This window comes from Novosphingobium sp. AAP83 (assembly GCF_001295795.1).
GTDB lineage: Bacteria > Pseudomonadota > Alphaproteobacteria > Sphingomonadales > Sphingomonadaceae > Novosphingobium.
On the sequence record NZ_LJHY01000071.1, the window covers coordinates 1 to 13823 of the forward strand.

13 protein-coding genes are annotated in these 13823 nt (G+C 58.4%); 5 read left to right on the forward strand and 8 right to left on the reverse strand.

The annotated features are described in order from the left end of the window. Window positions 1-78: 78 nt before the first annotated feature. Window positions 79-1854, reverse strand: a complete 1776-nt coding sequence (recJ, locus tag IP81_RS18725) for a single-stranded-DNA-specific exonuclease RecJ (protein WP_054109524.1) — start codon at window positions 1852-1854, stop codon at window positions 79-81. Window positions 1855-2027: 173 nt separating this feature from the next. Here recJ and IP81_RS18730 point away from each other — a divergent pair, with 173 nt between their 5' ends. From IP81_RS18730 to IP81_RS18740, 3 genes are all read left to right on the forward strand, one after another. Continuing rightward, a complete protein-coding gene (locus IP81_RS18730; protein WP_054109525.1) occupies window positions 2028-2507 on the forward strand; it encodes a flavodoxin family protein in 480 nt (159 codons plus the stop codon). A 190-nt stretch (window positions 2508-2697) separates the two neighbouring features. Beyond that, window positions 2698-3351 carry a hypothetical protein gene (locus IP81_RS18735; RefSeq protein WP_054109526.1) on the forward strand — a complete coding sequence of 218 codons (654 nt, stop codon included), beginning with the start codon at window positions 2698-2700 and terminating at the stop codon, window positions 3349-3351. Next, window positions 3342-3884, forward strand: coding sequence for an AHH domain-containing protein (locus IP81_RS18740; RefSeq protein WP_231627130.1), 543 nt, complete (start codon window positions 3342-3344; stop codon window positions 3882-3884). The genes IP81_RS18735 and IP81_RS18740 overlap by 10 nt, the downstream gene beginning before the upstream one ends. A 4-nt stretch (window positions 3885-3888) precedes the next feature. Here the strand turns inward: IP81_RS18740 and IP81_RS18745 are convergent, their stop codons facing one another. The 7 genes from IP81_RS18745 to miaA all read right to left on the reverse strand — a co-directional run bounded on the left by IP81_RS18745 (window position 3889) and on the right by miaA (window position 12021). Further along, window positions 3889-4869, reverse strand: coding sequence for a nitronate monooxygenase family protein (locus IP81_RS18745; RefSeq protein ID WP_054109528.1), 981 nt, complete (start codon window positions 4867-4869; stop codon window positions 3889-3891). Between the two features lie 118 nt (window positions 4870-4987). After that, complete coding sequence (gene leuA / locus IP81_RS18750) at window positions 4988-6658, reverse strand: 2-isopropylmalate synthase (RefSeq protein WP_054109529.1); 1671 nt, start codon at window positions 6656-6658, stop codon at window positions 4988-4990. A 294-nt stretch (window positions 6659-6952) separates the two neighbouring features. Beyond that, window positions 6953-7201 (reverse strand): I78 family peptidase inhibitor, encoded by a 249-nt coding sequence (locus tag IP81_RS21765; protein ID WP_369800789.1) that lies wholly within the window; start codon window positions 7199-7201, stop codon window positions 6953-6955. Between the two features lie 219 nt (window positions 7202-7420). Beyond that, entirely contained in the window at window positions 7421-8440 is a 1020-nt protein-coding gene (gene ilvC / locus IP81_RS18760; protein ID WP_054109585.1) for a ketol-acid reductoisomerase, read from the reverse strand. Window positions 8441-8566: 126 nt separating this feature from the next. Then, a complete protein-coding gene (gene ilvN, locus IP81_RS18765) occupies window positions 8567-9082 on the reverse strand; it encodes an acetolactate synthase small subunit (RefSeq protein ID WP_054109586.1) in 516 nt (171 codons plus the stop codon). Window positions 9083-9098: 16 nt separating this feature from the next. Next, complete coding sequence (ilvB, locus tag IP81_RS18770; protein ID WP_054109531.1) at window positions 9099-10847, reverse strand: biosynthetic-type acetolactate synthase large subunit; 1749 nt, start codon at window positions 10845-10847, stop codon at window positions 9099-9101. A 199-nt stretch (window positions 10848-11046) separates the two neighbouring features. Next, window positions 11047-12021 (reverse strand): tRNA (adenosine(37)-N6)-dimethylallyltransferase MiaA, encoded by a 975-nt coding sequence (gene miaA, locus IP81_RS18775; RefSeq protein WP_054109532.1) that lies wholly within the window; start codon window positions 12019-12021, stop codon window positions 11047-11049. On the opposite strand from miaA, the gene serB reads away from it, so the two are divergent. Together serB and IP81_RS18785 are read left to right on the forward strand one after the other, a co-directional pair. After that, a complete protein-coding gene (serB, locus tag IP81_RS18780) occupies window positions 12014-12898 on the forward strand; it encodes a phosphoserine phosphatase SerB (RefSeq protein WP_054109587.1) in 885 nt (294 codons plus the stop codon). The two genes, miaA and serB, sit on opposite strands and share 8 nt — an antisense overlap. A 66-nt stretch (window positions 12899-12964) precedes the next feature. Continuing rightward, entirely contained in the window at window positions 12965-13768 is an 804-nt protein-coding gene (locus tag IP81_RS18785; RefSeq protein ID WP_054109533.1) for a Coq4 family protein, read from the forward strand. Window positions 13769-13823: the final 55 nt, after the last annotated feature.

Here is a 13823-nt window from a genome sequence, read left to right on the forward strand (position 1 = left end):
ACGGGTTTGCACCGCTGGGCAGGTCCGCGCCTCTAAGGGGCACAGGGCGAAGCGTCAAGCTGCATGTTGCGAAAAAAGTCAGTCTGCAAACGCGGCGTCTTCAACGTGAAGTTCTGCCGCAGGCCGACTGGCCCAATCATCGATCTTTGCTCGGCCCGCCAACCACAGGTGCCGCCCTCGCGATCCGTGCAGCAATGCCTGCCCAAGCTCGGTCTGCGCGGCACGAAAAGCGATGGCTTTGAACGAGCGGCCATCGGCACCACTCGCCACCATTCGCACATGATCGGCCCCCACAAGGTCGCACTTGACCAGACGCACCGGCCCTACCGCCACACGCGGTCCGGGCCAGCCTATGCCAAATGGCCCTGCGGTCTCGAGCGTCTCCACCAGTTCCGGCGTAAGGCCGCCGGGGCTGAGCGACAAGTCCAGGAGCAGCGACTGCGAAGCCCGAGCGCCGGAGATATCCCGCGCGAGGCGTTCGTTCAGCCAATCGCCCAATTCTGCAAGCCGGGCCGGATCAATGGTGAGGCCACAAGCCATCGCGTGGCCACCACCTGCGATGAGCATCCCGGCTTCCCGCGCGGCCATGATAGCCGAGCCAAGATCAACCCCGGCTATCGATCTGCCCGAGCCTTTGCCATTGCCAGCCTCGTCTGCATCCAGCGCGATGACAAGCGAGGGTTTGCCCGTCTTCTCCTTGATGCGCCCTGCCACGATGCCGATTACGCCGGGATGCCAACCGTGGCCGGCAAGGACCAGCACAGCGCGGTTGTGCTGCGCGGCGACTTGCGCTTCGGCTGCCTCTTGCACCTCTTGTTCGATCCCGCGTCGCTCTTCATTGAGCAACGATAGCTGCGCTGCGATTGATCGGGCCTCGTCCGGGTCTTGCGTGGTCAGCAGGCGCACGCCCAAAGTGGCCTCGCCCACGCGCCCGCCCGCATTAATGCGTGGCCCCAGTGCAAAGCCCAGATCGCTACAGGTGGGTGCCCGGGTGAGGCGGCTGGCATCAATCAGCGCGGAAAGGCCGATGTTTTCGCGCCGGGCCATGATCTTGAGACCTTGCGAAACCAGAGCGCGGTTTAGGCCCTTGAGCTGCGCCACGTCCGCCACGGTCCCCAACGCGACCAGATCGAGCAGTCGCATCAGATCAGGTGCCTTGCGTTTTTCAAAGTGGCCGCGTCCGCGCAATTCGCGAACGGTGGCTATAGCAAGCAGAAATGCCACGCCAACGGCCGCCAGATGGCCATAAGAAGCTGCCTCGTCGCACTCATCGAGCCGGTTGGGGTTGACCAGAGCTGCGGCCATAGGAAGCTCTGACGAGCATTTGTGGTGATCTACCACGATCACATCAACACCGACGGCGTGGGCCGCTGCCAAAGCCTCGTGGGCCATGGCCCCGCAATCTACGGTGATGATCAGTGTGGAGCCTTCACCGGCGAGGCGCACCAGTGCTTCGCCCGAGGGGCCGTAGCCTTCGAGCAGACGATCAGGAATATAATGCCGCGCCAGAACGCCTAAATCGCGGAGCAGCAGCACGAGCAATGCTGCACTGGTTGCGCCATCAACATCATAATCGCCGTAAATCGTGATCTGTTCGTTCGACAAGATTGCGTCGGACAGGCGGATTGCGGCGCTATCCATGTCGCGGAAAATCGAGGGGTCTGGCAGGAAATCGCGCAAAGTCGGGCGGCGGTGGCGCTCAAGATCTTCGCGCGCAACCCCGCGAGACATAAGCAACTGGGTAACCAGATCATCGCCGGGGGCGCTATCTGTGCTGCCCATGTCCATATTGCCGCCGCGCCAGCGCCAAGCTTGGCCGGATAGGGATCGGGTTATCGCAGTGACGGGTATCATGGTTCAATCGCTATACCATGCTGGCGGTGCGGGGAAGGGAGAGCCGCAGCGTGGTTGCGTTTGGTCAACGATTTGTCCCCGGCACATATGACTACACAGGATTGGCTTAAGACTCACGTTGAGGCAGCATTGGGCTAGAGATAAAGCTTGCTCAGGGTGGTGCAATTGATGCGATGCTGTTGATTATCTGGCACAGCCGCACAGGCGCTGCCGAAGCGATGGCTCGGGCTGCGTATGCTGGGGCGCAAGGGGAGGGGGCGAGCCTGATGCTTCGCGCCCAGGATGCCACTGCGGAAGCGCTGCTGGAGGCGCAAGGCTATCTGTTTTGTTGTCCTGAAAATCTGGGCTTGATGACAGGGGCAATGAAGGAGTTTTTTGATGGCATGTACTATCCGCTGCTGGGCCGGCTAGAAGGGCGTGCCTACGCCACAATGATTGCCGCAGGAACGGATGGAACCGGTGCTCAGCGGCAGATAGACCGTATCGCTACTGGGTGGCGATTACGGCGGGCAGCAGAGCCGCTAATCATCCGAAACGGGGCACAAACCCCCGAGGACATCCTTGCGTCCAAGATCCTTTCGGATGAAGCATTGCAAAAGTGTTGCGAAATGGGACAGGCTTTAACCGGAGGCATCGCACTAGGAGTTTTCTAGATCTGTTACGCTATATCTCCTGCCGGGTTTCCCCGTTTGCTTGAGAGACTCGACGGTAAGGGGGCGGTTGTGCCAATCTGGAGGAAATTGAAGCGGGGTGTTTGTGAACGGATGTGACCAGTCTCCTGACTGCGCGCCGCTCGCCGCTCTTCTCTATGATGCCGGTTCAGTCCCCGGTATAAAGGAGGTGATGGCCGCGGCACTGCATGGCGGTGATTTCACGGTGAGCCACGCTCCGGCTGAGGGAGCCGGCTGGGTTGAAGTCTTGCGTGACGGCCTGACCTTTGATTTGCGCGGGCTTTCCGGAAGCGCCCCACAAGCTTTACCCACAATCGAGCATTCGGTAGGGATCAGTATTGGTCACAACAATGATTTGGCCGCGCTGTTAATCTGTCCTGGCCCCCATCTATCCGGCGCACAGCGGCTTCTGCCTGTGATCCGGGTCGCAGCGGCCCTGACCGGTTGTTTGGCAAAGATTGCCCAGCCGCGTGCAATTTGCTGGGTTCCAGCGCGAAATGCCGTTGCGCCAGAACTTTTTAACCGGGCCGTACAGCCTTGGCTTGAGGGCGGGCCATTTCCGGCCATTGCTCTTGCCTCGCTTCAGGCGAATGAATCCGGCGCTATCGCCACAACTGGCCTTAAGTTTCTGATAGGGCAGGAATTTACTCTATCTGGTAGTCCAGGAACAAGCCGCGAACATTTGGCGCGCGTGGCGGTGCGATTGATCGATTGGTTGGTTGCCCACGGCCCGATTGCAGAAGCAAGACAGGTAGATCTTGCCGGAACGGGAGCAGTCTTTCTTGAGGCGGAAAACGCCACAAGTATTATCGCAAGGTGTTCCTGAGTCGCAAACCCGGATCTGAAAAAAGAAAGGCCCTGCCATTTGGCAGCGTTAATGTTGCCGGACAGCCCGGGTACGCCCCAGGCTTGCAGAGACACCATCTTATCCCGCGCCAATTGCTTGGTTCTGAAGCATTAGGGCCAATGATCAGACGGCTTGGTACAGACCGGCTTGGCTTTCATGACTTTCGCCGGAACGGGCTGCTCTTGCCTGCCACGGAAGTAACCGCGCTGCGGATCGGGCTGCCGCTGCATCGTGGGCCGCATCGCTGCTATAACGAATTGGTGATGGAGCGGGCAGGGCAGATCGAGGCGCGCTGGGCGCGGGAACGCGTAGCAGGATCGACCAATGCCGATTATGAAGCGCTGATGCGTTTCGATCTGCTACAACGGGCGCTACGCCGCAAATTGCTCGATCCGCGCTCATGGTCACGCGCCCCGCTTAACGCGCACGATCCTGCGCTTGAATTCGGCCACCTTGATGCGATGACAGACTTGTTGTGGTCAACCACAAGCGAGACTGCGCAAGCGGCGTAGAGTTTTACCCCAGAAATGGCGCAGTGTTCGCATTCAAGGCTGCTGACGCCTCGCGATACTCTTGTTCCAGTCGTGCAACCCGCGCAGATACGGGCTCAATCGCTGAAACTGCACCAATGCCTTGACCCGAACCCCAGATGTCTTTCCACGCTTTTACATCGGTGTTGCCGCCAGACCCGAAATCCATCTTGGTCGGATCGCTTTCGGGAAGGTGGTCTGGATCAAGTCCGGCGTTGACGATGGACGAGCGCAAATAGTTGCCATGAACGCCGGTAAACAGGTTGGAATAGACAATATCATCGGCACTGGAATCGACGATGGCTTGTTTGTAATCGGCCTCGGCGCGTGCTTCTTCCGTCGCAATCCAAGCCGAACCGATATAGGCAAAGTCTGCGCCCATTGCCTGGGCTGCAAGGATGGATCGGCCGTGTGCAATAGCGCCTGACAAAGCGATAAGCCCGTCAAACCATTGGCGGATTTCCTGCATTAGCGCAAAAGGCGATAGCGCTCCGGCATGGCCACCTGCACCAGCCGCCACGGGGATGAGGCCATCTGCGCCCTTGGTAATGGCTTTTTGCGCGTGGTTGCTGTTTATAACATCATGCAACACAATGCCGCCCCAGCGATGTGCGGCGGCATAAACGTCTTCCCGCGCGCCGAGCGAAGTGATCAGCATCGGAACTTGCCATTTTTCGCACAAGGCCATGTCATCGCCCAAGCGATTGTTGGTTTTGTGCACGATCTGGTTAACCGCAAAGGGGGCTGCCGGACGTGTCGGGTTGGCGCGATTATAGGTCGCCAACTCCTCGGTAATCTGGTGCAACCATTCATCCAGCAGGCTGATCGGCCGTGCGTTCAGCGATGGAAATGAACCGACAATTCCGGCTTTGCATTGCGCGATTACCAGTTCAGGCCCTGAAATCAGAAACAGGGGTGAAGCGATCACAGGCAGGCGCAGATTGGCAAAGAGCGCAGGCAATGGCATCGGGTATCTTCCTCGCAAGAGTAGTTAATTGCGTGATTAAATCCTAGGCGTGGAGGGAGCGCTTGTCAAAGGTGTCCGAAATGACAAACGGGCGACCGCAGTCGCCCGCTGTCACAAGTTATGCTGCGGCGTTGGCAGCGCTTAACACCGCGCGGGCGCTGGCTGTAGCAACGTCTTCATCAATCCCGACGCCCCATAAAGTGCGGCCATCGGGCATTTTGCATTCGACATAAGCCGCCGCGCGGGCGTTGCTGCCTGCGCCCAGCGCATGTTCGGTATAGTCGGTGATGTCGATATCGAGGCCAAAGCCGTCCTTGATCGTTGCAACTACCGATGAAATCAGGCCATTGCCTCGACCAGAAACCGACCGCACTTTGCCGTCCACTTCGATTTTTCCGGCAAAGATGCGCGTGCCGTCACTGCCGCGTGTTTCCTCGTAATCAACAAGTTGGAAGTGCAGTGGGGAATCGAGGTGATAGGCTTTGCGGAAGACGCCCCAGATATCGGATGCCTGCAATTCGCGGCCCAGTTCGTCGGCCAGTTCCTGAACATGGCGCGAGAAATGCGCTTGCATCCTCTTGGGCAGTTTAAGGCCTTGGTCCTGTTCAAGCACCCAGGCGAAACCGCCTTTGCCAGATTGTGAATTGACGCGGATGACCGCTTCGTAGCTACGGCCAAGATCGGCTGGATCAATCGGCAGATAGGGCACGGACCATATGTCGTCATTGCGCTGATCTTGTGCGGCAAATCCCTTTTTGATCGCGTCCTGATGGCTTCCCGAAAATGCCGTGAACACCAGTTCGCCGCCATAAGGGTGGCGCGGATGGACCGGCAACTGGTTGCAGTACTCCACTGTCTGGATCACTTCATCAATGTCCGAGAAGTCCAGTTCAGGTTCAACCCCTTGGGTATAGAGATTCAGCGCGACCGTAACGAGGCAGCAATTGCCGGTTCGTTCACCATTACCGAACAGGCAGCCCTCAACACGGTCCGCACCTGCCATCAGGCCGAGTTCGGCGGCGGCAACACCGGTGCCACGATCATTGTGGGTATGCAGTGAAATGATCGCGCGATCGCGGTTGGGCAGGTTGCGGCCAAAGTATTCGATCTGGTCGGCATAGATATTGGGCGTGGAAGCCTCGACCGTAGCGGGCAGGTTGAGGATGATCGGATGATCAACGGTTGGTTGCAGAACCTCCATCACGGCTTCGCAGCATTCGATACTGAAATCGACTTCCGCAGTGGAGAAGGTTTCCGGGCTATATTCAAAATGCCAGTCGGTCTGCGGGAATCGCGCGGCCTGATCACGCAGAACTTTTGCGCCGTCGATTGCGATTTGCTTCACATCGGCCTTGTCCATGCCGAATACGACCTGCCGCCACAGCGGTGACACAGCGTTGTAAACGTGGACAATTGCTTGCTTGGCACCAGCAAGGCTTTCAAAGCTGGTGCGGATCAGGTCTTCGCGCGACTGGGTGAGGACTTGGACGAACACGTCATCAGGAATGCGCCCGCTGTCAACCAGACCACGGATAAAATCATACTCGGTCGCGCCTGCGCTGGGGAAACCGACCTCGATTTCCTTGAGGCCGATCTTGATGAGCAGGTCGAAGAACCGCGACTTTTTCTCGGCATTCATCGGATCAATCAGCGATTGGTTGCCATCGCGCAGGTCGGTCGACAGCCAGCGTGGAGCTTGCGTGATTGATTGGCTTGGCCATTGGCGATCTGGCAGATTGATCTGCGGGAAGGCACGATACTTGGCCGAAGGGGTTTTCAGCATGGTCATGGGAGTGATACTCGACTGGCAAAATGAATTGAAACTGGTTCTCGCTTCCCTTGGGCGCCGTGCGCGCCGCAATGCGACACGTCAGCTTACGCCCAAGGGCGTGTAAGTCGCAGGGTAAGGGCCAGTCGAGTGGTCATGTTGAAAGCCTATGCTGATTCATCGCGCGCTTGTCCAGAATGAATGCGCATAATGACCTTCAAGCCATGTTGATAGCATGGCAAAATAGCCCGTTGCGCCGAAAGCAATGCATCCGGGCGGCTTTTGTGCGCAATGGGCAATCGCTTGATAAAAGCCTTAACCGCAGCGCATTGTTAAAATACGGCCTGCCTGGTCGAGAATGACGTTAAGGCGATCCGCACGAAAGTCCTGTGTTACGGCTGTGCCCGGTTTAATCCAGCGGATCTGCTCCTGCCCGCTGGCGACGGTGATGGCATGGCGAACGGAAGGAGTGGCATCTGAGCCAACAAAACGGGTTACAGTGTGGCTCCCGCATGTATCGGGCTGGCGTGTGCCCTGCTTCTGGGGGGCGGGACGCTGGGCCATGTCGTCGGCTGGACCGAAGGCGACCAAGAGCAGTAGCGCTCCTGGAAGGAAAATTCGATATATCAATAATTTGAACACCGCCCAGGCCCCGTGTCAGCGATTTGCATCCAAAATGGATTAATATCACCGGCGGCTGGTTCGTCTACTTATTTTGTCAAGCGGTTGCGTTCATTTGTCGGAAATGTGGCCCGCACTTGCGGCGGGCCACGATCATTCCGCTTAGTTCTTGGTCTGGTCAACCAGCTTGTTGGCGCCGATCCATGGCATCATCGCACGCAGCTTTGCGCCGGTTTCTTCGATCGGGTGACGCTTGGCAAGGCCGCGGGCAGCCTTCAGTTCTGGCTGACCAGCGCGGTTATCAAGCACGAAGTCCTTGACGAAGCGGCCTGACTGGATGTCTTCCAGAACGCGCTTCATTTCCTTCTTTGTTTCGGCGGTGATGATGCGCGGGCCGGTCTTGATATCGCCGTATTCAGCGGTGTTCGAGATCGAATAGCGCATGTTGGCAATGCCGCCTTCATACATCAGGTCAACGATGAGCTTCAGTTCGTGGAGGCATTCGAAATAGGCCATTTCGGGCGCGTAACCGGCTTCGACCAGTGTTTCAAAACCTGCCTGAACCAGCGCGGTTGCGCCGCCGCAGAGCACGGCCTGTTCGCCGAACAGATCGGTTTCGCACTCTTCACGGAAGTTGGTTTCGATGATGCCGCTGCGGCCACCGCCAACGCCCGACGCGTAAGCGAGGCCAACGTCCTGGGCATTGCCGGTGACGTCCTGATGCACCGCGATCAGGCAAGGCACGCCGCCGCCACGCTGGTATTCAGAGCGCACGGTATGGCCGGGGCCTTTTGGCGCAATCATGATTACGTCGATGTCTGCGCGTGGCTCGATCAGGCCGAAGTGAATGTTGAGGCCGTGGGCGAATGCAAGCGCTGCACCGGGCTTCATGTTTGCGGCCAGATCGTCAGCATAAATTGCGGCCTGATGTTCGTCAGGCGCCAAGATCATGATGAGGTCAGCCCAGGCAGCAGCGTCAGCGTTCGACAGAACCTTGAAACCGGCAGCTTCGGCCTTCTTCGCGCTAGCCGAGCCCGGACGCAGCGCGATAGCCACGTCCTTGACGCCTGAATCGCGCAAGTTCTGCGCATGGGCGTGGCCCTGTGAGCCATAGCCCAGAATAACGATCTTCTTGTCGGTGATCAGGTTGAGATCACAATCGGCGTCGTAATAGACCTTCATTGAATTTTCCTCGTTTTCGTCATTCCCGCGCGGGCGAGAATCCATCTCCGGCCATGTTGTCCAGTAGCACCCGTTGGAGATGGACCCCTGCGGATGCAGGGACGACGGGTGGTGGATATGAAACTCTTATGCGGCTAACGCACCACGGATCATGCCGACGATGCCGGTGCGGCCGACCTCGACCAGCCCCAGTTCCTTCATCAGCGATACGAAGCTGTCGATCTTTTCGGGTGCTCCGGTCAATTCGAAAATGAAGCTTGCGGTGGTGGTATCAACCACTTTGGCACGAAACACATCGGCCAAACGAAGGGCCTCGACGCGGTTTTCACCTTTGCCCGAAACCTTGATCAGGGCCAGTTCGCGTTCAACAAACGGTCCCACTTCGGTAAGGTCTGTGACCTTGTGAACCGGCACCAGACGCTCCAGTTGCGCGCGGATCTGGTCAATCACCGGCGGCGGACCGTGTGTGACGATCGTAATCCGGCTCAATTCATGGCCATCTGTTATGTCGGCCACGGTCAGGCTGTCGATGTTATAGCCGCGCGCGGTGAACAATCCGGCGATCTTGGCCAGAATACCGGCTTCGTTATCGACCGTGATGGTCAGGACGTGGCGCTCTTGCGCCTCTTCGTGCATGTGCATCATGTCAGGGGCTTTCTTAGACCAGCGCCTTGGCTTCATCATCCATCGTGCCGGCAACCTCATCCCCGTAAAGGATCATGTCGGTGTGCGCAGCGCCTGATGGGATCATCGGGAAGCAATTGGCTTCCTTCGAAACGAGGCAATCGACAAAGACCGGGCCATCATGGTCGATCATCGCCTGAATTCCGGCATCCAGCTCGCTCAGGTCGCTGATGCGGATGCCCTTCCAGCCATAAGCCTCGGCGAGCTTGACGAAATCGGGCAAGCTATCGGAATAGGAGTTTGAATAGCGGCTTTCATAGGTCAGTTCTTGCCATTGGCGGACCATGCCCATCCATTCGTTGTTCAGGACAAAGACCTTGACCGGCAAGCGATACTGCGTGGCCGTGCCCAGTTCCTGAATGTTCATCTGGATCGAGGCATCGCCTGCAATGTCGATCACGAGCGCATCAGGGAAGCCTGCCTGCGCACCGATAGCGGCGGGAAGACCATAGCCCATCGTGCCAAGGCCGCCCGAGGTGAGCCACTTGTTAGGCTTCATGAAGTGGAAGTACTGCGCCGCCCACATCTGATGCTGGCCAACTTCGGTGCTGATGATGGGTTCGCGGTGCTTGGTCAGTTCGTAAAGCCGCTCAACCGCCAGTTGTGGCATGATTTCAGCGGTTTTGCGCGGATAGCCAAGGCTCTTGCGTTCACGCCACGTATCGATCTGCGCGGTCCATGCCGTCAGGTCTTGCGCTTTGTAACCACGCGAGTGCCAGGCATCGATCAACTGCGCCAGAACTTTGCTGCAATCGCCGATCACAGGCAGATCGACGCGCACCGTCTTGTTGACTGAAGCGCGATCGATATCGATGTGGATTTTCTTGGAATGGGGCGAAAACGCATCCAGCCGGCCGGTTACACGATCATCAAAGCGCGCGCCAATGCAGACCAGCAGATCGGCGCGGTTCATGGTCATGTTGGCTTCGTATGTGCCATGCATGCCAAGCATGCCCAGCCAAGCCGGGTGGTCCGCCGGAAACGCGCCGAGGCCCATCAGGGTCGAGGTGACAGGAGCGCCTGTGAGGCTTTGCAATTCCTGCAAAAGCTTGGCCGCATGTGGCCCCGAATTGATCACGCCGCCGCCCGTGTAAAACACCGGCGCTTTGGCGTTGGCGATCATCTCGATCGCTTGCTCGATTTCCTTGGCACCGCCTTCGGTTTGCGGGTTGTAGCGATTGCGTTGCTGCGGAGCGGCACCGCTCCACGCGGCCATCGCAATCTGTACGTCTTTGGGAATATCGATGACAACCGGGCCGGGCCGGCCTTCGGTGGCAATACGGAATGCTTCATCAATGATCGTGGCTAGCTGGGCCGGGTCTTTGACGAGATAATTGTGCTTGGTGCAGTGGCGCGTGATGCCAACAGTGTCGGCTTCCTGGAACGCATCTGAACCGATCAGGCCGGTGGGGACCTGTCCGGTGATCACCACCATCGGGATCGAATCCATGAAGGCATCGGCAATGCCGGTGACTGCATTGGTAGCGCCGGGGCCGGATGTAACCAGAACCACGCCGGGCTTGCCCGTGGCACGGGCATAGCCTTCGGCTGCGTGAGCCGCACCTGCTTCATGGCGCACCAGAATGTGGCGGATGCGTTCGTCACCGAACAGCGCATCGTAAATCGGCAGAACCGCGCCACCGGGATAGCCGAACACAAACTCGACACCCTTGGCGACGAGGCTTTCGACCAGAATTTCGGCGCCGCTGCGCTCGCTTGTCACGTCACTCAATCCTTTTGCCTGTCGCGCCGACTTTTTAGGGCCGATAGCCGCGACTGCGCTTGTGAAAAACAAAAATTATCGGCCCGGTGCAGGTTTACCGCACCGGGCCGTCTCTCCCTACTCGGGCATCCACTTCGCAAACGAGGCGACGAGGACAATTGACGGCCGGATACTTGATACAAAATGCTATGTCAAGCTGCTATATGCGCAATAAACTTGCGGCATGATCAATGTCAATGGAATTTTCGTACGTGACTCGGGGCCATGTGCCGGGATTCTGGTTGTTCAGCCAAGTGTATTGCCGCTTGGCATAGCGGCGGGTGGCCTGCTGTCCGGCAGCGATCCCTTCGCTTTGGCTAAGTTCACCACGGCAAAACATCGCGATCTCGGGCACGCCGATGGCGCGCATCACAGGCAGATCAACTGACAGATTGCGGGCGAGCAGCGCTTCGACTTCAGCAATAGCCCCGCCGTGCCACATCAATTCAAACCGCAAGTCGCAGCGTTTATAGAGCCACTGCCGTTCGGGCAGTAGGATCAAAGGTGAAAGGTCGATGCTGTCAGCGATCCCGCCGCTGAGCCGGGTTTGCCAATGCGCGAGCGGATAGCCGGTAGAACGGACAACTTCCAAGGCACGCGTCACGCGCTGCGCGTCTGCGGGGGCGAGCAGGGCTGCGCGTAATGGGTCTTCGGACTGCAAGGCTCCGTAAGCCAATTCCAACGGCATCGCGCGGACTTCCGTCCTGATCTCCGGATCAATATCTGGCACAGGAGCAATGCCTTCCAGCAAGGTCCTCATGTATAAGCCGGTCCCACCAACAAGGATGGACAAAGCCGCTCGTGCATGGGCGGCGGTGATTTCGCGCTTGGCGGCATTGGCCCAATCGGCTGCCGAACATGCCTGCGCGCCATCCCACGCGCCGTAGAGCACGTGAGGGACGCCTTGCATTTCCTCGTCTGAAGGCCGCGCGCTCAACACGCGCAAATCGGTGTAGACTTGTGCGCTGTCGGCGTTGACGATTACAGCCTCTTGTCCGCTTGCCATGGCACGCAATGCAAGTTTTACGGCGAGATCGCTCTTGCCGCTGGCCGTCGGCCCTGCGATCAGCGCGAGCCTTGGCCGTTTGGCCTCATTGTCCACGCTTTCGTTTTCAAAGGAATTCTCGGTGATCATCGCGCGCTTGATAGCAGACCCTGAGACGCTTGGTGACAATCTTGCGCTCGCGATGGAAATGATTGAGGCGCGCGATTGGGAAGTGGCAGGGGCAGGGATGCTCGATGCTTGCGAAGATGTGCTGGAACTTGAAGTGCTTGAAGGCGATCCGGCCGGGATTCGCGGCATTCTGGATCAATGTTTTCCGCAGAGCGATCTGCTGTTGTCGCAAGGCCTGATCGATGTGCCCGGACTATTCGTGTCCGACATGGACTCGACGATGATCGGGCAGGAATGCATTGATGAACTGGCTGATTTTGCAGGACTCAAGGATCGCATCGCCGCGATCACCGAGCGTGCCATGCAGGGTGAACTCGATTTCGAATCGGCGTTGCGTGAGCGTGTCGGGCTGCTGAAAGACCTGCCAGAAGCAGCAATCCGCCAATGTCTGGATGAGCGCATCCAGCCGATGGGCGGCGCGCGGACACTGGTTTCCACTTTGAAAGCGCGCGGTTGCCATACCGTTCTGGTGACGGGCGGATTTCATTCCTTTGCTGATCCGGTCGCCGAACTGCTGGGCTTCGAGCGCGTCGTCGGCAACCGGTTGGGCCTGCATGATGGCGTGCTTACCGGCGGTCTGGTTGGCGGGATCGTTGATAGCGCGGTCAAAAAGCAGGTGCTGCTTGAAGAAGCGGCGCGGCTGGGTGAGGGTGTGTTAAGCCTCGCTACCGGCGATGGCGCGAACGACATTCCGATGATCGAAGCGGCCAGTTTTGGCATCGCCTATCGCGCCAAGCCAAAGGCGCGCGCGGCGGCAGATGGCTGGATCGATCGGGGAGACCTGACGACAATCCTTTCCCTTCTGGGCATAGCGCGTGAAGACTGGGTGCTGGATTGACGGAGTATTTACACTCCTGTTAATATGTGCGGGTTGAGAACATCGGGAGAATACGCCGTGAATGCCATGACCGGCGCGCTGCAAGCTGATTTGCCCATTTACGACGTGCGCCGCCCCGTGCTGCGTTTGCGACCTGCGAAGGCGTGGCGTCATTTTCAGAACCTGATGAAAGATAAGGAAAACACTGAAGAGGTGTTCCATATCTTTGAATCGCTCCCGTGGCGCAATCTGCGCCCGTCGGCGGAGCGCTTTCTGCGTTCTGCGCGCGGGCAGGCCTTGCGCATGAGGGAGCCGAATCTTCCGGCGATTCTTGATGATCATGCAGCATTGCGCCAAATGCCAGCCGGGTCCTTGGCCCACGCCTATTGCGACTTCATGGAGCGGGAGGGCCTGACAGCCCAAGGGCTAGTCGAAGAATTTGACCGGTTCGCCAAGCATCATGTGCAGTTCCAAGACCAGTTTCGCTGGTATCTCAACCGTATGCGCGATGTGCATGATATGCTGCACGTGCTGACCGGCTATGGCCGCGATGCCCTTGGCGAATCTTGCGTGCTGGCGTTCACGTACAGCCAGCAACCTTCGCCTGCGCATCTGTTCATCGGATATATGGCGGGCCTGAATATTCGCAGGCAAGTGCGCAGCGATGCGCCGGTGTTAAAAGCTGTGACCGAAGGCAAGCGATTGGGCAAGGCTTGCCCGCGCTTGTGCGAACAGTCGATCACAGAACTGCTGCCGCTCCCGCTTGAGGAAGTGCGCCGGAAACTGAACATCACGCCAGCCATGCACTACCGCGAGGCCCATAGAACATGGGCAGAGATGGGCGTCGATCCCTATGATTTGCTCGGCAAAAAGCTGCAAAAGGCCGCGTGATTGGTGTTCCTCCCCGAGCTCGCTCGGGGAGGTGGCCTGCCGCAGGCAGGTCGGA